The sequence below is a fragment of the Chitinimonas koreensis genome (assembly GCF_014353015.1).
Lineage (GTDB): Bacteria > Pseudomonadota > Gammaproteobacteria > Burkholderiales > Chitinimonadaceae > Chitinimonas > Chitinimonas koreensis.
Map to the genome: position 1 here is coordinate 4,893,670 of NZ_CP060704.1, position 21,761 is coordinate 4,915,430.

Below are 21,761 nucleotides of genomic sequence, written 5' to 3' on the forward strand. Positions count from 1 at the left end.
TGGTCGTATCGTTGAAGTTGGCTTGCGAATGACCGGTATTGGTCAGCGCCGCCGATCCGACGAAGGTGAAGTTGCCGCCCGTCAACAGGCCCGACATGAACAGCGTGTCGCTCGACGCGTTGAAGTTGGTGATGGTGTCGCCGCCCTCGTTGGTGGCCGCGTAGACGAAGCGGTCGTTGGCCGTGGTGCTGCCGGTGAGCACGTCCGCCCCTGGCCGCCCTTGATCCAGGCGCCGCTGGTGCCCGACACCGTGATGGTGTCGACGCCGGCGGTGCCGACCACCGATTCGACGCTGCTGATCGTGAGCGAGCCGCTGGTCAGCATGGTCACCGTGTCGAGGCCGGCCGAACCGACCACCGACTCGACCTGCGAGATCGCCACGCCGGAGCCGGTCAGCAGGGTCACCGTATCGACGCCGGTCGAACCGACCACCGACTCGACCAGGGTGATCCGCAGGCTGCTCGCGCCGAACAGCGAGATCGTGTCGGTACCGGCGGTGCCGACCACCGACTCGACGCCGCTGAGCGCCACGCTGGCCGCGGTCAGCAGGGTCACCGTGTCGGTGCCGGCGCTGCCGAGCACCGATTCGACCAGCGTGACCGCGATGCTGCCCGCGGTCAGCAGCGTGATCGTATCGACACCGGCGGTGCCGATCACCGAGTCGATCAGGCTCACACCGAGGCTGCCGGCCGTCAGCAAGGTCACCGTATCGATGCCGGCCGTACCGAACACGTGCTCGACCAGACTCACCCGCAGGGCGCCGGCCGTCAGCAAGGTCACCGTATCGGTGCCCGCGCTGCCGACCACGCTGTCGACCAGGCTCACCCGCAGGGCGCCGGCCGTCAGCAGCGTCACCGTATCGACGCCGGCCGTACCGACCAGGCTATCGATCGTCGACACCGTCACCGCGGCCGCCGTCAGCAGCGTCACCGTGTCGACGCCGGCGGTACCGATCACCGACTCGACCAGGGTCATGCGCAGGCTGCCGGCCGTCAGCAGCGTCACCGTATCGGTGCCCGCCGTGCCGACCACGCTGTCGACGTTGGACAGCGCCACGCTGGCCGCCGTCAGCAAGGTCACCGTGTCGGTGCCGGAGGTACCGATCACCGATTCGACCAGGGTCACCGTCACCGCAGCCGCCGTCAGCAGGGTCACCGTATCGGTGCCCGCGCTGCCGACCACGCTGTCGATCAGGCTGGCGCGCACGCTGCTCGCCGTCAGCAAGGTCACCGTGTCCACGCCCGCCGTGCCGACCACGCTGTCGACCAGCGAAACCGCCACTGCCCCTGCCGTCAGCAAGGTCACCGTATCGGTACCGGCGCTGCCCACCACGCTGTCGACCAGGCTCGTCCGCAGACTGCCTGCGGTCAGCAAGGTCACCGTGTCCACGCCCGCCGTACCGACCACGCTGTCGATATTCGACAGCGCCACCGCGCCCGCCGTCAGCAGCGTCACCGTATCGACGCCGGCGCTGCCGACCACCGATTCGACCAAGGTCACGCGCAGGCTGCCGGCCGTCAGCAGCGTCACCGTATCGGTGCCCGCCGTGCCGACCAGGCTGTCGACCGCCGAGACCGCGACGCTCGCCGCCGTCAGCAGCGTCACCGTATCGGTGCCGCTGGTGCCGACCACCGATTCGACCAGGGTCACCGTCACCGCGCCGGCCGTCAGCAGGGTCACCGTATCGGTGCCGGCGCTGCCGACCACGCTGTCGACCAGGCTCACCCGCAGGCTGCCCGCGGTCAGCAAGGTCACCGTATCGACGCCTGCCGTACCGACCACGCTGTCGACGTTGGACATCGCGACGGAACCTGCCGTCAGCAAGGTCACCGTATCGACGCCGGTGGTGCCGACCACGCTGTCGACCAGGCTCACCCGCAGACTGCCCGCCGTCAGCAAGGTCACCGTATCCACACCGGCCGTACCGACCACGCTGTCGACATTCGACAGCGCCACCGCGCCCGCCGTCAGCAGCGTCACCGTATCGACGCCAGACGTACCGACCACCGACTCGACCAGCGTCACGCGCACGCTGCCCGCCGTCAGCAGGGTGATGGTATCGGTGCCAGCCGTGCCGACCACGCTGTCGACCAGGCTGATGCGCAGGCTGCCGGCAGTCAGCAGGGTCACCGTATCGGTGCCCGCCGTGCCGATCACGTTGTCGACCAGCGACACCGTCACCGCACCCGCGGTCAGCAGGGTCACGGTATCGGTGCCGGCGCTGCCGACCACGCTGTCGACCACGCTGACCGCCACGCTGCCGGCCGTCAGCAAGGTCACCGTATCCACGCCGGCCGTACCGACCACGCTGTCGACGGTGGAGATCGCCACCGCCGCAGCCGTCAGCAAGGTCACCGTATCGACGCCGGCGGTACCGACCACCGATTCGACCAGGGTCACGCGCACGCTGCCCGCCGTCAGCAAGGTCACCGTATCGGTGCCCGCCGTACCGACCACGCTATCCACATTAGAAACGGCCACCGCGGCCGCGGTCAGCAGCGTCACCGTATCGGTGCCGCTGGTACCGACCACCGATTCGACCAGGGTCACCGTCACCGCGCCGGCGGTCAGCAGGGTCACCGTATCGGTACCCGCGCTGCCGACCACGCTGTCGATCAGGCTCACCCGCAGGCTGCCCGCCGTCAGCAGCGTCACCGTATCCACGCCGGCCGTACCGACCAGGCTGTCGATGTTCGACACCGCCACCGCGCCCGCCGTCAGCAGCGTCACGGTATCGACGCCGGTGGTACCGACCACGCTGTCGACCAGGCTGATGCGCAGGCTGCCTGCAGTCAGCAAGGTCACCGTATCGACGCCGGCCGTACCGACCAGGCTGTCGACGTTCGAGACCGCCACGCTGCCCGCTGTCAGCAGCGTCACCGTATCGACGCCGGCGGTTCCGACCACCGACTCGACCAGGGTCACCCGCACGCTGCCCGCCGTCAGCAGCGTGATGGTGTCGGTACCGGCGGTACCGACCACGCTGTCGACGTTGGAGACCGCCACGCTACCGGCCGTCAGCATGGTCACCGTATCCACGCCCGTGGTGCCGACCACCGATTCGACCAGGCTCACCGTGATGGCGCCGGCCGTCAGCAGCGTCACCGTATCCACGCCGGCACTGCCGACCACGCTGTCGACCAGGCTCACCCGCAGGCTGCCCGCCGTCAGTAAGGTCACCGTATCGACGCCGGCCGTACCGACCACGCTGTCGACATTCGACAGCGCCACCGCGCCCGCCGTCAGCAGCGTCACCGTATCGACGCCCGTCGTGCCGACCACCGACTCGACCAGGCTGGTCGCGATGCTGCCCGCGGTCAGCAGGGTCACCGTGTCGGCGCCGGCCGTACCGATCACGCGGTCGACGGCCGAGACCGCCACGCTGGCCGCGGTCAGCAAGGTCACCGTATCGGTACCCGAGGTACCGACCACCGACTCGACCAGGGTCACCGTCACGCTGCCAGCCGTCAGTAGCGTCACCGTATCGGTACCGGCACTGCCGACCACGCTGTCGATCAGGCTCACCCGCAGGCTGCCCGCCGTCAGCAGCGTCACCGTATCGACGCCGGCCGTACCGACCAGGCTGTCGATGTTCGACACCGCCACGCTGCCCGCGGTCAGCAGCGTCACGGTATCGACGCCGGTGGTGCCGACCACGCTGTCGACCAGGCTGATGCGCAGGCTGCCCGCAGTCAGCAAGGTCACCGTATCGACGCCGGCCGTACCGACCACGCTGTCGACGTTCGAAACCGTCACCGCGGCCGCCGTCAGCAGCGTCACCGTATCGACGCCGCTGGTACCGACCACCGACTCGACCAGCGTCACGCGCACGCTGCCTGCAGTCAGCAGCGTCACCGTATCGGTGCCCGCCGTGCCGACCACGCTATCCACATTCGAAATCGCCACGCTGGTGGCCGTGAGCAGCGTCACCGTATCGGTACCCGAGGTACCGACCACCGATTCGACCAGGGTCACCGTCACGCTGCCGGCGGTCAGCAGCGTCACCGTATCGGTGCCGGCGCTGCCGACCACGCTGTCGACCAAGCTGACGCGCAGGCTACCCGCCGTCAGCAGGGTCACCGTATCCACACCGGCCGTACCGACCACGCTGTCGACGTTCGACAGTGCCACCGCACCGGCGGTCAGCAGCGTCACCGTGTCGACGCCGGTGGTACCGACCACCGACTCGACCAGGCTGGTCGCGATGCTGCCGGCCGTCAGCAGCGTCACCGTGTCGGTACCTGCCGTGCCGACCACGCGGTCGACGGCCGAGACCGCCACGCTGGCCGCGGTCAGCAGCGTCACCGTGTCGGTACCCGAGGTACCGACCACCGACTCGACCAAGGTCACCGTCACGCTACCTGCAGTCAGCAGCGTCACCGTATCGGTACCTGCCGTGCCGACCACGCTGTCGACCAGGCTGACGCGCAGGCTACCCGCCGTCAGCAGCGTCACCGTATCCACGCCGGCCGTACCGACCACGCTGTCGACGTTCGACAGCGTCACCGCGCCGGCTGTCAGCAGCGTCACCGTGTCGGTACCCGCCGTACCGACCACGCTGTCGACCACGCTCACCGCGATGCCGGCCGCCGTCAGCAGCGTCACTGTATCCACGCCGGCCGTACCGACCAGGCTGTCGACCAGCGAGACCGCCACCGCGCCCGCCGTCAGCAGCGTCACCGTATCGACGCCAGACGTACCGACCACCGACTCGACCAAGGTCACGCGCACGCTGCCCGCCGTCAGCAGGGTGATGGTATCGGTGCCAGCCGTGCCGACCACGCTGTCGACCAGGCTGACGCGCAAGCTACCTGCCGTCAGCAGCGTCACCGTATCGGTACCCGAGGTACCGACCACCGATTCGACCAGCGTCACCGTCACCGCGCCGGCGGTCAGCAGCGTCACCGTATCGGTGCCGGCACTGCCGACCACGCTGTCGACCAGGCTCACCCGCAGGCTGCCTGCGGTCAGCAAGGTCACCGTATCGACGCCGGCCGTACCGACCAGGCTGTCGATGTTCGACACTGCCACCGCGCCCGCGGTCAGCAGCGTCACAGTATCGACACCGGTGGTGCCGACCACCGAGTCGACCAGGCTGACGCGCAGGCTGCCCGCCGTCAGCAGGGTGATGGTGTCCACACCCGCGGTGCCGACCACGCTGTCGACGTTCGAAACCGTCACCGCGGCCGCCGTCAGCAGCGTCACCGTATCGACGCCGCTGGTACCGACCACCGACTCGACCAGCGTCACCCGAAGGCTGCCCGCCGTCAGCAGCGTGATGGTGTCGGTACCAGCGGTACCGACCACGCTATCCACATTCGAAACGGCCACGCTGCCGGCGGTCAGCAGCGTCACCGTATCGGTGCCGGCATTGCCGACCACCGATTCCACCAGGCTCACCGTGATGGCGCCGGCCGTCAGCAGCGTCACCGTATCCACGCCGGCGCTGCCGACCACGCTGTCGACCAGGCTCACCCGCAGGCTGCCCGCCGTCAGCAAGGTCACCGTATCGACGCCGGCCGTACCGACCACGCTGTCGACATTCGACAGCGCCACCGCGCCCGCCGTCAGCAGCGTCACCGTATCGACGCCCGTCGTGCCGACCACCGACTCGACCAGGCTGGTCGCGATGCTGCCCGCGGTCAGCAGGGTCACCGTGTCGGCGCCGGCCGTACCGATCACGCGGTCGACGGCCGAGACCGCCACGCTGGCCGCGGTCAGCAAGGTCACCGTATCGGTACCCGAGGTACCGACCACCGACTCGACCAGGGTCACCGTCACGCTGCCAGCCGTCAGTAGCGTCACCGTATCGGTACCGGCACTGCCGACCACGCTGTCGATCAGGCTCACCCGCAGGCTGCCCGCCGTCAGCAGCGTCACCGTATCGACGCCGGCCGTACCGACCAGGCTGTCGATGTTCGACACCGCCACCGCGCCCGCGGTCAGCAGCGTCACCGTGTCGTTGCCGGCCGTACCGACGATCGACTCGACCAGGCTCAGCGCCACGCTGCCCGCGGTCAGCATCGTCACCGTGTCGACGCCGGCCGTACCGACCACGCTGTCGACGTTCGAAACCGTCACCGCGGCCGCCGTCAGCAGCGTCACCGTATCGACGCCGCTGGTACCGACCACCGACTCGACCAGCGTCACGCGCACGCTGCCTGCAGTCAGCAGCGTCACCGTATCGGTGCCCGCCGTGCCGACCACGCTATCCACATTCGAAATCGCCACGCTGGCGGCCGTGAGCAGCGTCACCGTATCGGTACCGGACGTACCGACCACCGACTCGACCAAGGTCACCGCCACGCTGCCTGCGGTCAGCAGCGTCACCGTATCCACGCCGGCACTGCCAACCACGCTGTCGACCAGGCTGACGCGCAGGCTACCCGCCGTCAGCAGGGTCACCGTATCCACACCGGCCGTACCGACCACGCTGTCGACGTTCGACAGCGCCACCGCACCGGCGGTCAGCAGCGTCACCGTGTCGACGCCGGTGGTACCGACCACCGACTCGACCAGGCTGGTCGCGATGCTGCCGGCCGTCAGCAGCGTCACCGTGTCGGTACCTGCCGTGCCGACCACGCGGTCGACGGCCGAGACCGCCACGCTGGCCGCGGTCAGCAAGGTCACCGTATCGGTACCCGAGGTACCGACCACCGACTCGACCAGGGTCACCGTCACGCTGCCTGCAGTCAGCAGCGTCACCGTATCGGTACCTGCCGTGCCGACCACGCTGTCGATCAGGCTGACGCGCAAGCTACCCGCCGTCAGCAGCGTCACCGTATCCACGCCGGCCGTACCGACCACACTGTCGACGTTCGACAGCGTCACCGCGCCCGCCGTCAGCAGCGTCACCGTGTCGGTACCCGCCGTACCGACCACGCTGTCGACCACGCTCACCGCGATGCCGGCCGCCGTCAGCAGCGTCACCGTATCCACGCCGGCCGTACCGACCAGGCTGTCGACCAGCGAGACCGCCACCGCGCCCGCCGTCAGCAGCGTCACCGTATCGACGCCAGACGTACCGACCACCGACTCGACCAAGGTCACGCGCACGCTGCCCGCCGTCAGCAGGGTGATGGTATCGGTGCCAGCCGTGCCGACCACGCTGTCGACCAGGCTGACGCGCAAGCTACCTGCCGTCAGCAGCGTCACCGTATCGGTACCCGAGGTACCGACCACCGATTCGACCAGCGTCACCGTCACCGCTCCGGCGGTCAGCAGCGTCACCGTATCGGTGCCGGCACTGCCGACCACGCTGTCGACCAGGCTCACCCGCAGGCTGCCGGCGGTCAGCAAGGTCACCGTATCGACGCCGGCCGTACCGACCAGGCTGTCGATGTTCGATACCGCCACCGCGCCCGCGGTCAGCAGCGTCACCGTGTCGACGCCAGTGGTGCCGACCACGCTGTCGACCAGGCTGATGCGCAGACTGCCCGCCGTCAGCAGGGTGATGGTGTCCACACCCGCGGTGCCGACCACGCTGTCGACGTTGGACATGGCGACGGCACCCGCCGTCAGCAGGGTCACCGTATCGACACCCGAGGTGCCGACCACCGACTCGACCAGCGTCACCCGAACGCTGCCCGCGGTCAGCAGCGTGATGGTGTCGGTACCGGCGGTACCGACCACGCTATCCACATTCGAAATCGCCACGCTGGCGGCCGTGAGCAGCGTCACCGTATCGGTACCCGAGGTACCGACCACCGATTCGACCAGGGTCACCGTCACCGCGCCGGCGGTCAGCAGCGTCACCGTATCGGTGCCGGCGCTGCCGACCACGCTGTCGACCAGGCTGACGCGCAGGCTACCCGCGGTCAGCAAGGTCACCGTATCCACACCGGCCGTACCGACCACGCTGTCGACATTCGACAGCGCCACCGCGCCCGCCGTCAGCAGCGTCACCGTATCGACGCCCGTCGTGCCGACCACCGACTCGACCAGGCTGGTCGCGATGCTGCCCGCGGTCAGCAGGGTCACCGTGTCGGCGCCGGCCGTACCGATCACGCGGTCGACGGCCGAGACCGCCACGCTGGCCGCGGTCAGCAAGGTCACCGTATCGGTACCCGAGGTACCGACCACCGACTCGACCAGCGTCACCGTCACGCTGCCAGCCGTCAGTAGCGTCACCGTATCGGTACCGGCACTGCCGACCACGCTGTCGATCAGGCTCACCCGCAGGCTGCCCGCCGTCAGCAGCGTCACCGTATCGACGCCGGCCGTACCAACCACGCTGTCGACGTTCGACAGCGTCACCGCGCCCGCCGTCAGCAGCGTCACCGTGTCCGTACCCGCCGTACCGACCACGCTGTCGACCAGGCTGATGCGCAGGCTGCCCGCAGTCAGCAAGGTCACCGTATCGACGCCGGCCGTACCGACCACGCTGTCGACGTTCGAAACCGTCACCGCGGCCGCCGTCAGCAGCGTCACCGTATCGACGCCGCTGGTACCGACCACCGACTCGACCAGCGTCACGCGCACGCTGCCTGCAGTCAGCAGCGTCACCGTATCGGTGCCCGCCGTGCCGACCACGCTATCCACATTCGAAATCGCCACGCTGGTGGCCGTGAGCAGCGTCACCGTATCGGTACCCGAGGTACCGACCACCGATTCGACCAGGGTCACCGTCACGCTGCCGGCGGTCAGCAGCGTCACCGTATCGGTGCCGGCGCTGCCGACCACGCTGTCGACCAAGCTGACGCGCAGGCTACCCGCCGTCAGCAGGGTCACCGTATCCACACCGGCCGTACCGACCACGCTGTCGACGTTCGACAGTGCCACCGCACCGGCGGTCAGCAGCGTCACCGTGTCGACGCCGGTGGTACCGACCACCGACTCGACCAGGCTGGTCGCGATGCTGCCGGCCGTCAGCAGCGTCACCGTGTCGGTACCTGCCGTGCCGACCACGCGGTCGACGGCCGAGACCGCCACGCTGGCCGCGGTCAGCAGCGTCACCGTGTCGGTACCCGAGGTACCGACCACCGACTCGACCAAGGTCACCGTCACGCTACCTGCAGTCAGCAGCGTCACCGTATCGGTACCTGCCGTGCCGACCACGCTGTCGACCAGGCTGACGCGCAGGCTGCCCGCCGTCAGCAGCGTCACCGTATCCACGCCGGCCGTACCAACCACGCTGTCGACGTTCGACAGCGTCACCGCGCCCGCCGTCAGCAGCGTCACCGTGTCCGTACCCGCCGTACCGACCACGCTGTCGACCAAGCTCACCCGCAGACTGCCCGCCGTCAGCAAGGTCACCGTATCCACACCGGCCGTACCGACCACGCTGTCGACATTCGACAGCGCCACCGCGCCCGCCGTCAGCAGCGTCACCGTATCGACGCCCGTCGTGCCGACCACCGACTCGACCAGGCTGGTCGCGATGCTGCCGGCCGTCAGCAGCGTCACCGTGTCGGCGCCGGCCGTACCGATCACGCGGTCGACGTTCGAGACCACCACGCTGGCCGCGGTCAGCAAGGTCACCGTATCGATGCCGCTGGTACCGACCACCGATTCGACCAAGGTCACCGTCACGCTGCCAGCCGTCAGCAGCGTCACCGTATCGGTGCCGGCACTGCCGACCACGCTGTCGACCAGGCTGACGCGCAGGCTACCCGCGGTCAGCAGCGTCACCGTATCCACGCCGGCCGTACCGACCAGACTGTCGATGTTCGACAGCGCCACCGCGCCCGCGGTCAGCAGCGTCACCGTGTCGACGCCGGTGGTGCCGACCACGCTGTCGACCAGGCTGATGCGCAGACTGCCCGCCGTCAGCAGGGTGATGGTGTCCACACCCGCGGTGCCGACCACGCTGTCGACGTTGGACATGGCGACGGCACCCGCCGTCAGCAGGGTCACCGTATCGACACCCGAGGTGCCGACCACCGACTCGACCAGCGTCACCCGAACGCTGCCCGCGGTCAGCAGCGTGATGGTGTCGGTACCGGCGGTACCGACCACGCTATCCACATTCGAAATCGCCACGCTGGCGGCCGTGAGCAGCGTCACCGTATCGACACCCGAGGTGCCGACCACCGATTCGGCCAGGCTCACCGTGATCGCGCCCGCCGTCAGCAGCGTCACCGTATCCACGCCGGCGCTGCCGACCACGCTGTCGACCAGGCTGACGCGCAGGCTGCCCGCCGTCAGCAGGGTCACCGTATCCACACCGGCCGTACCGACCACGCTGTCGACGTTCGACAGCGCCACCGCGCCGGCCGTCAGCAGCGTCACCGTATCAACGCCGGCGGTACCGACCACCGACTCGACCAGCGTCGTGCGCAGGCTGCCCGCGGTCAGCAGCGTCACCGTGTCGGTGCCGGCCGTACCCACCACGCTATCGACATTCGAAACCGTCACTGCGGCCGCCGTCAGCAGCGTCACCGTATCGACGCCGCTGGTACCGACCACCGATTCGACCAAGGTCACCGTCACGCTGCCTGCAGTCAGCAGCGTCACCGTATCGGTACCTGCCGTGCCGACCACGCTGTCGACCAGGCTGACGCGCAAGCCACCCGCCGTCAGCAGCGTCACCGTATCCACGCCGGCCGTACCGACCACGCTGTCGACGTTCGACACCGTCACCGCGCCCGCCGTCAGCAGCGTCACCGTGTCGGTGCCCGTGCTGCCGACCACGCTGTTGACCAGGCTCACCCGCAGGCTGCCTGCGGTCAGCATGGTCACCGTGTCGACGCCGGCCGTGCCGACCAGGCTGTCGACCAACGAAACCGCCACCGCGCCCGCGGTCAGCAGGGTCACCGTGTCGACGCCGGCGGTACCGACCACCGACTCGACCAGGCTCAAGGCCACGCTGCCGGCCGTCAGCAGGGTCACCGTATCGGTGCCTGCCGTGCCGACCACGCTGTCAACGGCCGAGGCGGCCAGACTGCCGGCGGTCAGCAGGGTCACCGTGTCGACGCCGGTGGTGCCGGCCACCGATTCGACCAGGGTCACCGCCACCGCGCCGGCGGTCAGCAGGGTCACCGTGTCGGTGCCCGCGCTGCCGACCACGCTGTCGACCAGGCTCGCGCGCAGGCTGCCCGCCGTCAGCAGCGTCACCGTGTCGACGCCGGCGGTGCCGACCACGCTGTCGATATTGGAAAGGACGACCGAACCGGCCGTCAGCAGGGTTACCGTATCGGTGCCGGTGGTGCCGACCACCGAGTCGACCAGGCTGACGCGCAGGCTGCCCGCGGTCAGCAGAGTGATGGTGTCCACGCCCGCGGTGCCGACCACGCTGTCGACGTTGGACATGGCGACAGCACCTGCCGTCAGCAGGGTCACCGTATCGACGCCCGAGGTGCCGACCACCGATTCGACCAGGGTCACCGCCACGCTGCCGGCCGACAGGATGGTCACCGTGTCGGTGCCGGCGCTGCCGACCACGCTGTCGACGTTGGACACCGCGACGCCGGCGGCGGTCAGCAGGGTCACCGTGTCGACGCCGCTGCTGCCGACCACCGATTCGACCAGGCTGGTGGCGATGGCGCCGGCCGTCAGCAAGGTCACCGTGTCGGTGCCCGCGCTGCCGACCACGCTGTCGACCAGGCTCACCCGCAGACTGCCCGCCGTCAGCAAGGTCACCGTATCCACGCCGGCCGTACCGACCAGACTGTCGACCAGCGAGACCGCCACCGCGCCCGCCGTCAGCAGCGTCACCGTATCGATGCCGGCCGTACCGACCACCGACTCGACCAAGGTCACGCGCACGCTGCCCGCCGTCAGCAAGGTCACCGTATCGGTGCCGGCCGTGCCGACCACGCTGTCGACGTTCGAGATCGCCACGCTGGCGGCGGTGAGCAGGGTCACCGTATCGACGCCGGTACTGCCGACCACCGATTCGACCAGGCTGACCGTGACGGCGCCGGCCGTCAGCAAGGTCACTGTGTCGGTGCCGGCGCTGCCGACCACGCTCTCGACCAGGCTGATGCGCAGGCTGCCGGCGGTGAGCAAGGTCACCGTATCGGTGCCGGCGCTGCCGACCAGGCTTTCGATATTGGAAACGACGACCGCGGACGCGGTCATCAAGGTCACCGTATCGATGCCGGTGGACCCCACCACCGACTCGATCTGGGAGATGCCGATGCTGCCTGCTGCCAGGAAGGTCAGCGTGTCGGTACCTGCGGTACCGATGGCGGTTTCGGAGGTGACGATCACTCCGTTGACGTTGACGTTTGCAGCCATGGCAAAGCTCCCTGCTTCTTATCCGTGTATCCCTGTCATACCGAAGCAGCAGACGTCGCCGCAGACCGACGGACCACCCCGCGCTTCGAGGTGCGCGATCAGTGGGTCGGAGTACGACGGACGATGTCTTTTAACTAATTGAAACCAGATCTTATTAGTGTTCTGCAACTTCAGCGAATTAGCGTCTTCTTGTGCATCTGACTCTAGCACATGGTCTTGTTTTCGGCCCCCGGCCGCCGATCTGAAGCACCGTCCGTCGGCCCGGACCGGACGGCAAAACCAAGCCGCAGACGACCCCGCCCGGCGCAGGCGGCAATAGTAACGGGCAGTTCTTGCCGCCTCGTGACGCCGCGCCGATCGGCGAAGCCTCCCAAGCAAGACTGATGCCTAAAAACAGGGAGTTAGAAAGCGTCGTAGCGCCGCTCGATGGCGGCGTAGCCGCCGTCGCGGCGCAGGGCCGCCAGGCCGGCGTCGAAGCGGTCGCGCGGCTCGACCTCGCGAAAGCCGACCCGATAAGGCGTGGGCGGGAACAGGGGATACCAGCGCAGTGCCTGGCCGACGTCGACCTGTTCGGCCACCTGGCGGTTGAAGTACTCGATGATGCGGCGGTCGCCGACCACCACGTCGATGCGGCCGGCGAACAGCAGCCGGTTGCGCACGATCTGCTGCGCTTCCTCGCGGTAGCCCGGATTGGCGGCGGCCATCGCGCCGAACTCGGGGCCGAGCAATTGGCGCGCGCGCTGGAAGGCGCTGACGCTGTAGCGGCCGAGGTCGGCGATGGTGCGGATGTCGAGCTGGCGCGCCGCCAGCGCGACGGCGACGTTGTGGTACTCGATGTAGGGTTCGGAGTAATGCGCCTTGATGCCGCTATTGGCATTGGTGGTCGCGATGGCGTCGAGCGAGCCCGACTCGAGCATGCGGTGCAGCCGTTCCATCGGCGCGAAGAACGGTTCGACCTCGTAGCCGGCGCGGCGCAGCGCCTCGGTCACCAGCTCGACCTCGAGGCCGGAACGGGTTTGCTCGAACACATAGGGCGGCTTGTCGGTGCCGAAGCCGACCCGCAGCGGCGCCCCTGCGGCGCTGCAAGCCCAGGCCAGGCAGACCAGCAGCCAGCGTGCCCATCGCGCCATCCGTCGCCCCCCGCTCGTCCTCATCCACCGCCGGGCGTCTCCGCGCCCGGCGCACTGCCCTCGTTATAGAGGACGGCAGGATCGAACGGGCAACCGCCGAAGCAGACTTCGATCAGCTTGCGGCTCTTGACCTGGCGCCCCTGGCGCAGCGCCGGCTGCCAGCGCGCCTCGGCGAAGGCGCGCTGGGCGGCCTGGTCGAACCAGCCGGGCGGGTCGGCCGCCAGCACGCGGGTATCGGCCACCGCGCCGAATTCGTCGATCAGCACTTCGAGCGTGACGCGGCCCTGGCGGATGTCGGCCGGCAGGTCGGCCGGCATTTCGGGCTCGATCAGCGAGAGCGGCTCGGCCCGCACGTCGAGCTCGGAGGCCTTGTAGTAGGCCAGGTCGCTGGCCGGGCCGAAGCTGGCGACCCAGCTGGGCAGCGACGAGGGCAGTTCGACTTCGGCCGCCTCGGCCGTGGCCGGCTCGGGCTTTTGCGGCGCGGGCGCCGCCGGCAGCGGGGCCGGCGGGCTCGGCAAGGCGGCGGCGTCGTGGCCCGGCAGAGCCAGCAGCGGCCGCGCGGCCGGCGCAGGCCGGCTGGACGGCAAGGTGACGGTCAGCTCAGCCGGCAATGTCTGCCGCCGCGTCGCCGCACCGGCGCCGAACAGCACCAGCACGGCCAAATGCAGCAGCAGCGAGGCAAGCACTGCCGACGCAAGGCGAGCCTCGATCCGCATGCCTGCCGTCCGGATTTACTTCTTGGCGACCAGCCTGGCTTCGAAATCGGCGGCCTCGATGGCGCCCGACAGCACTTCGCCGTTCTCGAACACCATGGTCGGCGTGCCGGTCACGCCCAGTTTCTCGCCCAGCACCAGCAGGTCGGCCACCGGGGTGGCGCAGCTGCCGTCGTTGGCCGGCAGCTTGCCCTCGAACATCCACTCCTGCCAGGCCTTCTGGCGCTCGTCGGCGCACCAGATCAGCGCCGACTTGCGGGCGGCGTCGGGATGCAGCTCCTTCAGCGGATAGAGGAAGGTGTAGACGGTGACGTTGTCGAGCTTGGCGATGGTGTCGCGCTCGAGCTTGCGGCAGAACGGGCAGTCGGGATCGGAGAACACCGCCACCTTGCGCGCGCCGTTGCCGCGCACCAGCTTGAGCGCCTTGTCCAGCGGCAGCTTGGCGAAGTCGGTGCGCGACAGTTCGCGGATGCGCTGTTCGGTCAGGCTGATGCGCTGCTTGATGTCGACCAGGTCGCCGACCAGCATGTAGTCGCCGCGGGCGTCGGTGTAGACCACCTGCTTGGGCCCGAACACCACTTCGTAGATGCCCTTGATCGGCGTGGCGCGCACGCTGGTCACCGGCCGGCCGGGAATCTTCTTTTCCACCGCGGCCTTGACGGATTCGGGGCTGTCGCCGGCCGCGTTGGCGCCGCAGGCGACGAGGGCCAGGCCGAACATTGCGGCGGCGAGGCGTTGGCTGAGGGTACGCATGTGGTGTCCTTGCATCGGGAGCGGTTTCTGAGACTTATCGAAATGCCTGCCGCATCAGCATGCGCTTGAGCGGGCCGGCACGGTGGGTGAGCCGGAGGCCGAAATTGCGTAGCCGTCCGAGCAGCGGGTCCTGCGTGGAAAACAGTTTCTGCAGGCCGTCGCAGACGGACTGCATCAGGATCACGTCCTCGGCGCGCGCCCGCGCATAGCGCGCCAGCAGCATGGCGTCGCCGGGGTCGCGCCCCGGCAGCAGCGTGGCGGCCAGCGCGGCGGCGTCGCCGAAGCCGAGGTTGACGCCCTGGCCGGCCAGCGGGTGGATGGTGTGGGCGGCGTCGCCGACCAGCGCCAGCCGCGGGCCGATGCAGCGTTCGGCCCGGCCCAGCACCAGCGGGAAGGCCGCGGCCGGCGTGAGGGTCGTCAGCTCGCCGAGCGGGCGGCCGACCGCGCCGGCCACCCGCTCGGCCAGCTCGGCCGGCGCCAGCGCGCACAGCTCGGCCGCGCGGGCGTCGTCGGTGGACCAGACGATCGAGATCCGGTTCCCCGGCAGCGGCAGCCAGGCCAGCACGCCGTCGGCGCGGAACCATTGCCGCGCGATGTCGCCGTGCGGCCGCGCGCAGCGGAAGTTGGCCACCACGCCCTTCTGCTGGTAGGGCCAGCGCCGCACCGCGATGCCGGCCGCCTCGCGCAGCCACGACTGGGCGCCTTCGGCCGCCACCGCCAGCCTGGCGCGCAGCACGCGGCCGTCGTCGAGCGTGAGCGAAACCGCCTCGGCGCCGAACTCGGCCGCGACCAGGGTGGCCGGCGCGATCAGCTCGACGCGGCCGGCCAGCGCCTGCCACAGCGCCGCCTGCAGCGCGCGGTTCTCCACCGTGGCGGCCAGCCGGTCGGCGGCCAGCTCGAGCGCGTCGAAGCGCAGCGCGCCGCCGGTGTCGCCGCGCACGTCCATCTCGCGGATGCGGCCGACCCGGCCGGCCGGCACCTGCCAGCCGCCGATCGATTCGAGGAAGCGCTGGCTGCCCGGGCTGATCGCGTAGACGCGGTTGTCCCAGTCGTCGTCCGGCAGGCCGGCCGGCACGGCGGGCGCGCGGCGCTCGACCAGCGCGACGCGCCAGTGCGGCGCCAGGGCGAGCGCCAGGCTGGCGCCGACCAGGCCGCCGCCGACGATGGCGATGTCGAAATCGAGTGTGCTCATGCGGTACCGAACACCATGCGGCGGGCGAAGCCGGCGCGCAGCGGCTTGAAGTTGTCGAGCGCCAGGAAGCCGGCCGCGCGCGCATGGCGCAGCGGCGCCGAGGGCAGGCCGAACAGGCGGATCAGCCCGTCGGTGAAGCCGACGGTGGCGAGGCTGTCGGCGCGCCGCAGCTCGGCGTAGCGCGCCAGCATGGCTGCCTCGCCGAGCCGGCCGGCCGGCGTGGCCTCGACCACCCGCGCCAGCGCCAATGCATCGCGCAGGCCGAGATTGAAGCCCTGGCCGGCGACCGGATGCAGCGTCTGCGCCGCGTTGCCGACCACCGCGACGCGACGCGCCTGGTGGCTGCCGGCCCATTTGAGCCGCAGCGGGAAGGCGGCGCGCGGGCCAACCGCGCGGAACAGGCCGGCGCGATCGCCGATGCGCGCCTGCAGCTCGGCCAGGAAGCGCGCGTCGGACAGGCCGGCGGCGTCGAGCGGATCGTCGATCGGCCGGGTCCACACCACCGCCAGCCGCTCGCCGCGCGGCAGCAGCGCGATCGGGCCGTCGTCGGCGAAGCGCTCCCAGGCCATGCCGCCGTGCGGCCGGTCGGTCTCGATCTCGGCCACCACGGCGAGCTGGCGGTAGTCGCGGCTGTTCTGGGCGATGCCGGCGCCGGCCAGCAACTGGCCGCCCTCGGCCAGCACCGCCAGCGCGGCGGTATGCAGCAGGTCGCGGCCGTCCTGCCGCACGGTGATCGCGGCATAGCCGTCGAGCGCATCGAGCGCGGTCACGGCGGCGCCGGCCAGGTAGTGCACCGGCACCGCCGCGTCGCTCAGCCGCGCATGCACCGCCTGCGCCAGCGCGGCATAGGGCAGTACGTAGCCGAGCGCCGGCAGGCCGAGGTCGGCGCAATCGAGCCGGACCCGGCCGAAGGCATGCTGCTGCGAGACGTGGACGGTGCGGATCGGCGTGGCGGCCGCCGCCGGCCAGATCGCCAGCGGTTCGAGCGCGGCGCGGCTGGCGTGGGCCACCGCCAGCGCGCGGGCGTCGGCGCCGGGGGCGCGGCGCGCCTCGACCACGCCGACGGCGAGGCCGGTGCCGGCCAGCCGCAGCGCCAGGGCGCCGCCGACCGGGCCGCCGCCGACGATCAGCAGGTCGAGATGGGACGGGAGGGTCTGTACGAGCATCGGTGCGGCGGTCAGCGGGCCATCGCGGCCTCGATGTCGGCCACGGTCTTGGGTGCCAGCGTGGTCAGGTTGTCGTGGCCGTCGGCGGTCACCACCAGGTCGTCCTCGATGCGTACGCCGAGATGGAGGAAGTGCTCGGGGATGTTGCGCACGTAGTGGGCCGGCGAATCGGCCAGCGGCGGACGGAAGTAGAGGCCCGGCTCGACGGTGAGCACCATGCCCGGCTCGAAGCGGCGCGATTCGCCGTCGATCTTGTATTCGCCGACGTCATGCACGTCGAGGCCGAGCCAGTGGCCGGTGCCGTGCATGTAGAACTGCTTGTAGGCCTCGCTCTCGATCAGGCCGTCGACACTGCCGTGCAGCACGCCGAGGTCGATCAGGCCCTGGGTCAGCGTGCGCACCGCGGCATCGTGGTAGGCGATGCGCGGCACGCCGGGGCGGACCTGGTCGAAGCTGGCCTGCATGGCGGCGAGCACCAGCTGGTAGACGTCCTTCTGCGGCCCGCTGAAGCGGCCCGAGACCGGGAAGGTGCGGGTGATGTCGGCGGCGTAGCCGTGCAGCTCGCAGCCGGCGTCGATCAGCAGCAGGTCGCCGTCGCGCAGGCGGCAGTTGTTCTCGTGGTAGTGAAGGCAGGTGGCGTTGGCGCCGGCCGCCACGATCGAGCCGTAGGCCGGATAGCGCGAGCCGTTCTTGTAGAAGTGGTAGAGCAGCTCGGCCTCGACCTCGTACTCGAACTGGCCGGGCCGGGCCGCCTGCATCGCGCGCAGGTGCGCCTCGGCCGAGATACGGCCGGCCTCGCGCATGATGGCGAGCTCGTGCGGGTCCTTGAACAGCCGCATCTCGTTGATCGCGGCGCGCACGTCGACGAACTCGGTCGGCGCCGACAGCCCGAGCCGCGCGCGCGACTTGACCACGTTGACCAGGTCGAGGATGCGCTGGTCCCATTTCTCGTCGGCGCCGATCGGGAAGTAGAGCCGCGGCTGGCCGGCCATCAGCTCGGCCAGGCGGGCGTCGAGCTGGTCGATCGGGTAGGCCTCGTCGAAGCCGAACTGCGCCTGCGCCGCGGCCGGGCCGAACAGGAAGCCGTCCCAGATCTCGCGCAATTCGTTCTTGGGCAGGCAGAACAGGATCGAACGCGGCTGGTCGCCGAGCACCTGCACCAGCACCGCCTCGGGTTCGCCGAAGCCGGTCAGGTAGTGGAAGCTGCTGTCGAAGCGATAGCTGTAGTCGCTGTCGTTGCTGCGGTTCTTGACCCGGGCGGTGGGCAGGATGAGCAGGCCGGCGGGCAAGCGCGCGTTCAGCGCGGCGCGGCGGGCCTGGTGGCGTTCGACGTTGATCTGCATGGTAGGCCTATCTCTGTGCGGAGCCGCGGCGGATAGCACGTCGGCATGAAGGCGGCAATTATAGCGTCAACGCCCGCCGCGGCAGCGCGGCGCGACGGGACCGGCACGACGGCAGATCAGCGGCGATCGCGGGCGACATGCTGCGCACGCTCGCAACACATCTCAGCGCGGAGGACGCGGAGGGCCGATCGCCGCGGCACCGCTCACCTCCGCGTCCTCGGCGTCCTCCGCGGCGAAATGCCTTTCATGGACGTTCGAACCGGAAGCACTGATGAATCTTGCGGTTGCGAAAATCCTCGGGCACCGATTGCGCCGACACGTCGCGGCACAGCGGCGCCAGCCGCGCGTCGAGTTCGAAGCCGCGCAGGTTGTTGGAGAAATAGAGCACCCCGCCGGGCATCAGCAGCTTGAGGCAGGCGTCGACCAGGCGACCGTGGTCGCGCTGCACGTCGAGGATGTCCTGCATCTTGGCCGAGTTGGAGAAGCTCGGCGGGTCCATCACGATCAGGTCGAACAGCTGGCCCTGGTCGACCGCCTCTTCCAGATAGCGGAACACGTCGGCGCGCACCAGCTGGTGGCGGCCCAGGTCGAGGCCGTTGAGCTCGAAGTTGCGGCGGGCCCAGTCGAGATAGGTGTTGGACAGGTCGACCGTGACCGATTCGGGCGCGCCGCCGGTGGCGGCATAGACGGTGAAGCTGCCGGTATAGGCGAACAGGTTGAGGAAGCGCTTGCCCGCGGCCTCCTCGCCGACGCGCTTGCGGGTCGGCCGGTGGTCGAGGAACAGCCCGGTGTCGAGGTATTCGTCGAGATTCACCCAGAAGCGGCGGCCCTGCTCCTCGACCGTGAAGTCGGCGCTGTGGTGGCCGGTGCGGTGGTACTGGAAGTCGCCGCGCTGGCGACGGCGGATCTTGAACGCCACCGTCCTGGGTGCCATGCCGAGCACTTCGGCCACCGTGGCCTTCACTTCGGCGACCCAGGCGGCGTGCTCCTCGTCGCTCTGCTGCCAGCCGGTGTCGTACTCGGCGACGTGGGCGCGCCCGCCATAGATGTCGACCGCCACCGGGTATTGCGGGATATCGCGGTCGTAGATGCGATAAGCCTCGGTCCCCTGGCGCCGCGCCCATTTGGCGAAGTGCTTGTGGTTCTTGGCGAGGCGGTTTTGAAAATCTTGCAATGACATCGGCGGACTCGGTGGAAAACAGCGGGACGGCGGCAAGCCGCGCCAGCCGCGGAATCGCACCGCAGGGCCGGCTGCGCCGGGGTGCCGGCGCGGCTGCGCAGGCTACACGGATTTTGCAAAAAACGGGGCCGGACGTAGCGCCGGGCAGCCAGCCCGAGCGGCCGCACGAACGGCGATTTCTCATTTTAATTCAAATACTTGAAAACTTAAGTTGAAGTGCAGCGCGATATCGCGACGGCGCGCAGGCCGTGACGAAGATTCGACAAAAAAATACAAGTCATTGATTTTAAAATGAAATATAGAGATTGGCACAGCGCTTGCGGCGAGAGCCGGGCAATCATCACCCTGAACCTGCAAAGGAGTGCCCATCATGCTGATTCGACACCTGACCCCGATCGCCCTCGCCGCGCTGACGCTGGTCGCGCCCAGCCAGGCCGCCAACGAATCGTCCGCGGGCGCGACCGGCGCGGCCTATTCGATCGTGATCTCCGAGACGCAGACGCTCGAACCCGCCGGCTACACCTACGACCCCGAAGGCGCCCGCGCGGCCGGCTACCAGACGGTGAGGATCAACGAGGACGGCACCATGGTGCCCGACGACACCATCACCAACGGCAACGTCGGCAGCGACGGCGACCTCACGCTGGAACAGCCCGATGCCATCCCGCCGGCCGACCCGATGCCCGGCGGCGCCGTGACGATGGACGAGAGTTCGCCCGACCAGGTGATCGAAGTGGTCGCCAGCCCGCCGGTCGACAACGTGACGCTAGCCTTCAATGTCCGCGCCGCGCTGTGGGCCGAACAGGACCCGACCGCGCCGCAGGTGCGCGTCGGCGCCCGCGACGGCGTGGTGCAGCTGTCCGGCCGCAGCAGCGAAACCGTGAAGGCCCGCGCCGAAGGCATCGCTCGCGACGTTCCGGGCGTGGTCGACGTGCGCGACTTCATCCAGGTTTCGCGCTAGGCGCCTGTGCCGCCATGAACGACGCCCGCCGGATTTCGGCGGGCGTTGTCGCGTTCAACGTTCAAGGAAAGCTCATCGGCCTCAGCCGTGAATGGCCATTGCGCCATCCCGACCATTCGCGGCTGCAGCCGCGCCTACGCCATCACGAACGCCACTACCCATTAGTCACGGCAACAAACTGACCTTACAGCGGCAACTGTCCTGCGTACGAAGGTGGGATTAGTCCTTGCCGTGCCGACGGAGAACAAACGAGCGCAGCGAGGCTCCCTCTGGTCCACCCCACAAAGTCTTCGACTTTGCGGGGGCCCCGGGGCGGCGAGGGCGGGGAGTCGGATTGAATCAGGGATGAACCGCGCCGCGTCAGCCTGCGCTGAAGGTTAGCGCCCGGCTCCGCCGGGCGCCCGCACAGCCGCGCGAATCTCAGCGAACCTAAGAGCCATACAGGTTCATGAACCGGCGATAGACCGGCCCGGGCACGTACTGCTTGAGGATGCCCTCCCAGCCCTCCGGCCCGACCAGGCCCTTGATCATGGTCGAGCTGACCTCGGCGATCTCGCGCGGCGGCATCAGGAAGATGGTGTCGATGGACGGCACCAGGTCGGCGTTGACGTAGCGCATGGTGCGCTCGAACTCGTAGTCGCTGGCGGTGCGGATGCCGCGCAGGATGTAGTTGGCCCCCATGGTGCGCGCGTAGTTGACCAGGAACTGGTTCTCGAAGCTTTCCACCTTGAGCTTGGGCAGGTGGCTGGTGCATTCGCGCAGCATCGCCTCGCGATCCGCCACGCTGAAGGTACTGCGCTTCTCCGGATTGACGCCGATCGCGACGATCATCTCGTCGAACAGCTCATAGCCCTGCTCGATCATCCACAGGTGGCCATTGGTCACCGGGTCGAAACTGCCGGCATACACCGCGCGTTTCATAGGCTCGCGTCCTTGGGGTCGGGCCGCCCATTCTAGGCGAATCCGCCACAGCCGCCGATAAGACCACTTCATTTTTGCGTAACGGCCACACGCCCTTTCCAGGCTGCCGTTATGACAAATAAAAATACCACACGATCATATTATGTAACCACATTGAAACCACTTGAACGCTGTTGCACACTGCAAGCGTCCAGCCGGGCCGCCGTGCAGTGGGGCCGCGCG

Annotated in this window: 12 protein-coding genes; 2 read left to right on the forward strand and 10 right to left on the reverse strand. The window is 69.3% G+C overall.

What is annotated here, in order from left to right:
- Window positions 1-81: 81 nt before the first annotated feature.
- The 9 genes from H9L41_RS20705 to H9L41_RS20745 form a co-directional block, all read right to left on the reverse strand.
- The gene (locus tag H9L41_RS20705) at window positions 82-12,180 is read right to left on the reverse strand and encodes a hypothetical protein (protein ID WP_187523560.1); all 12,099 of its coding nucleotides are present in this window, start codon (window positions 12,178-12,180) and stop codon (window positions 82-84) included.
- Between the two features lie 401 nt (window positions 12,181-12,581).
- Window positions 12,582-13,310: a substrate-binding periplasmic protein gene (locus tag H9L41_RS20710; RefSeq protein WP_034607903.1), complete on the reverse strand. Its 729-nt coding sequence runs from the start codon at window positions 13,308-13,310 to the stop codon at window positions 12,582-12,584.
- Between the two features lie 20 nt (window positions 13,311-13,330).
- Window positions 13,331-14,026, reverse strand: coding sequence for an energy transducer TonB (locus H9L41_RS20715; RefSeq protein ID WP_051319324.1), 696 nt, complete (start codon window positions 14,024-14,026; stop codon window positions 13,331-13,333).
- Window positions 14,027-14,041: 15 nt separating this feature from the next.
- Complete coding sequence (locus H9L41_RS20720) at window positions 14,042-14,776, reverse strand: DsbC family protein (protein ID WP_034607904.1); 735 nt, start codon at window positions 14,774-14,776, stop codon at window positions 14,042-14,044.
- Between the two features lie 34 nt (window positions 14,777-14,810).
- Window positions 14,811-15,968, reverse strand: a complete 1,158-nt coding sequence (locus H9L41_RS20725) for a UbiH/UbiF family hydroxylase (protein ID WP_028447590.1) — start codon at window positions 15,966-15,968, stop codon at window positions 14,811-14,813.
- A complete protein-coding gene (locus H9L41_RS20730) occupies window positions 15,965-17,134 on the reverse strand; it encodes an FAD-dependent monooxygenase (RefSeq protein ID WP_028447591.1) in 1,170 nt (389 codons plus the stop codon). Before H9L41_RS20730 ends, H9L41_RS20725 begins: the two co-directional genes overlap by 4 nt.
- 11 nt (window positions 17,135-17,145) lie before the next feature.
- Window positions 17,146-18,477 carry an aminopeptidase P N-terminal domain-containing protein gene (locus tag H9L41_RS20735; RefSeq protein ID WP_034607905.1) on the reverse strand — a complete coding sequence of 444 codons (1,332 nt, stop codon included), beginning with the start codon at window positions 18,475-18,477 and terminating at the stop codon, window positions 17,146-17,148.
- Window positions 18,478-18,721: 244 nt separating this feature from the next.
- A complete protein-coding gene (locus H9L41_RS20740; RefSeq protein ID WP_028447593.1) occupies window positions 18,722-19,657 on the reverse strand; it encodes a class I SAM-dependent methyltransferase in 936 nt (311 codons plus the stop codon).
- A gap of 180 nt (window positions 19,658-19,837) precedes the next feature.
- Entirely contained in the window at window positions 19,838-20,029 is a 192-nt protein-coding gene (locus H9L41_RS20745) for a hypothetical protein (RefSeq protein ID WP_157462105.1), read from the reverse strand.
- Between H9L41_RS20745 and H9L41_RS20750 the strand changes: the two genes are divergently transcribed.
- Window positions 20,028-20,618 (forward strand): BON domain-containing protein, encoded by a 591-nt coding sequence (locus tag H9L41_RS20750; RefSeq protein WP_028447594.1) that lies wholly within the window; start codon window positions 20,028-20,030, stop codon window positions 20,616-20,618. The genes H9L41_RS20745 and H9L41_RS20750 overlap by 2 nt on opposite strands.
- 14 nt (window positions 20,619-20,632) lie before the next feature.
- Window positions 20,633-20,800, forward strand: coding sequence for a hypothetical protein (locus tag H9L41_RS20755; protein WP_157462106.1), 168 nt, complete (start codon window positions 20,633-20,635; stop codon window positions 20,798-20,800).
- A 247-nt stretch (window positions 20,801-21,047) separates the two neighbouring features.
- Here the strand turns inward: H9L41_RS20755 and coaD are convergent, their stop codons facing one another.
- Window positions 21,048-21,539 carry a pantetheine-phosphate adenylyltransferase gene (gene coaD, locus H9L41_RS20760; RefSeq protein ID WP_028447595.1) on the reverse strand — a complete coding sequence of 164 codons (492 nt, stop codon included), beginning with the start codon at window positions 21,537-21,539 and terminating at the stop codon, window positions 21,048-21,050.
- Between the last annotated feature and the right edge of the window lie 222 nt (window positions 21,540-21,761).

Coding starts and splice junctions, on each gene's coding strand:
- H9L41_RS20735 (WP_034607905.1), bottom strand. CDS start 18,477: ATGCAGATCAACGTCGAACGCCACCAGGCCCGCCGCGCCGCGCTGAAC.
- H9L41_RS20720 (WP_034607904.1), bottom strand. CDS start 14,776: ATGCGTACCCTCAGCCAACGCCTCGCCGCCGCAATGTTCGGCCTGGCC.
- H9L41_RS20730 (WP_028447591.1), bottom strand. CDS start 17,134: ATGCTCGTACAGACCCTCCCGTCCCATCTCGACCTGCTGATCGTCGGC.
- H9L41_RS20740 (WP_028447593.1), bottom strand. CDS start 19,657: ATGTCATTGCAAGATTTTCAAAACCGCCTCGCCAAGAACCACAAGCAC.
- H9L41_RS20710 (WP_034607903.1), bottom strand. CDS start 13,310: ATGGCGCGATGGGCACGCTGGCTGCTGGTCTGCCTGGCCTGGGCTTGC.
- H9L41_RS20705 (WP_187523560.1), bottom strand. CDS start 12,180: ATGGCTGCAAACGTCAACGTCAACGGAGTGATCGTCACCTCCGAAACC.
- H9L41_RS20745 (WP_157462105.1), bottom strand. CDS start 20,029: ATGATGGGCACTCCTTTGCAGGTTCAGGGTGATGATTGCCCGGCTCTC.
- H9L41_RS20750 (WP_028447594.1), top strand. CDS start 20,028: ATGCTGATTCGACACCTGACCCCGATCGCCCTCGCCGCGCTGACGCTG.
- H9L41_RS20725 (WP_028447590.1), bottom strand. CDS start 15,968: ATGAGCACACTCGATTTCGACATCGCCATCGTCGGCGGCGGCCTGGTC.
- coaD (WP_028447595.1), bottom strand. CDS start 21,539: ATGAAACGCGCGGTGTATGCCGGCAGTTTCGACCCGGTGACCAATGGC.
- H9L41_RS20755 (WP_157462106.1), top strand. CDS start 20,633: ATGAACGACGCCCGCCGGATTTCGGCGGGCGTTGTCGCGTTCAACGTT.
- H9L41_RS20715 (WP_051319324.1), bottom strand. CDS start 14,026: ATGCGGATCGAGGCTCGCCTTGCGTCGGCAGTGCTTGCCTCGCTGCTG.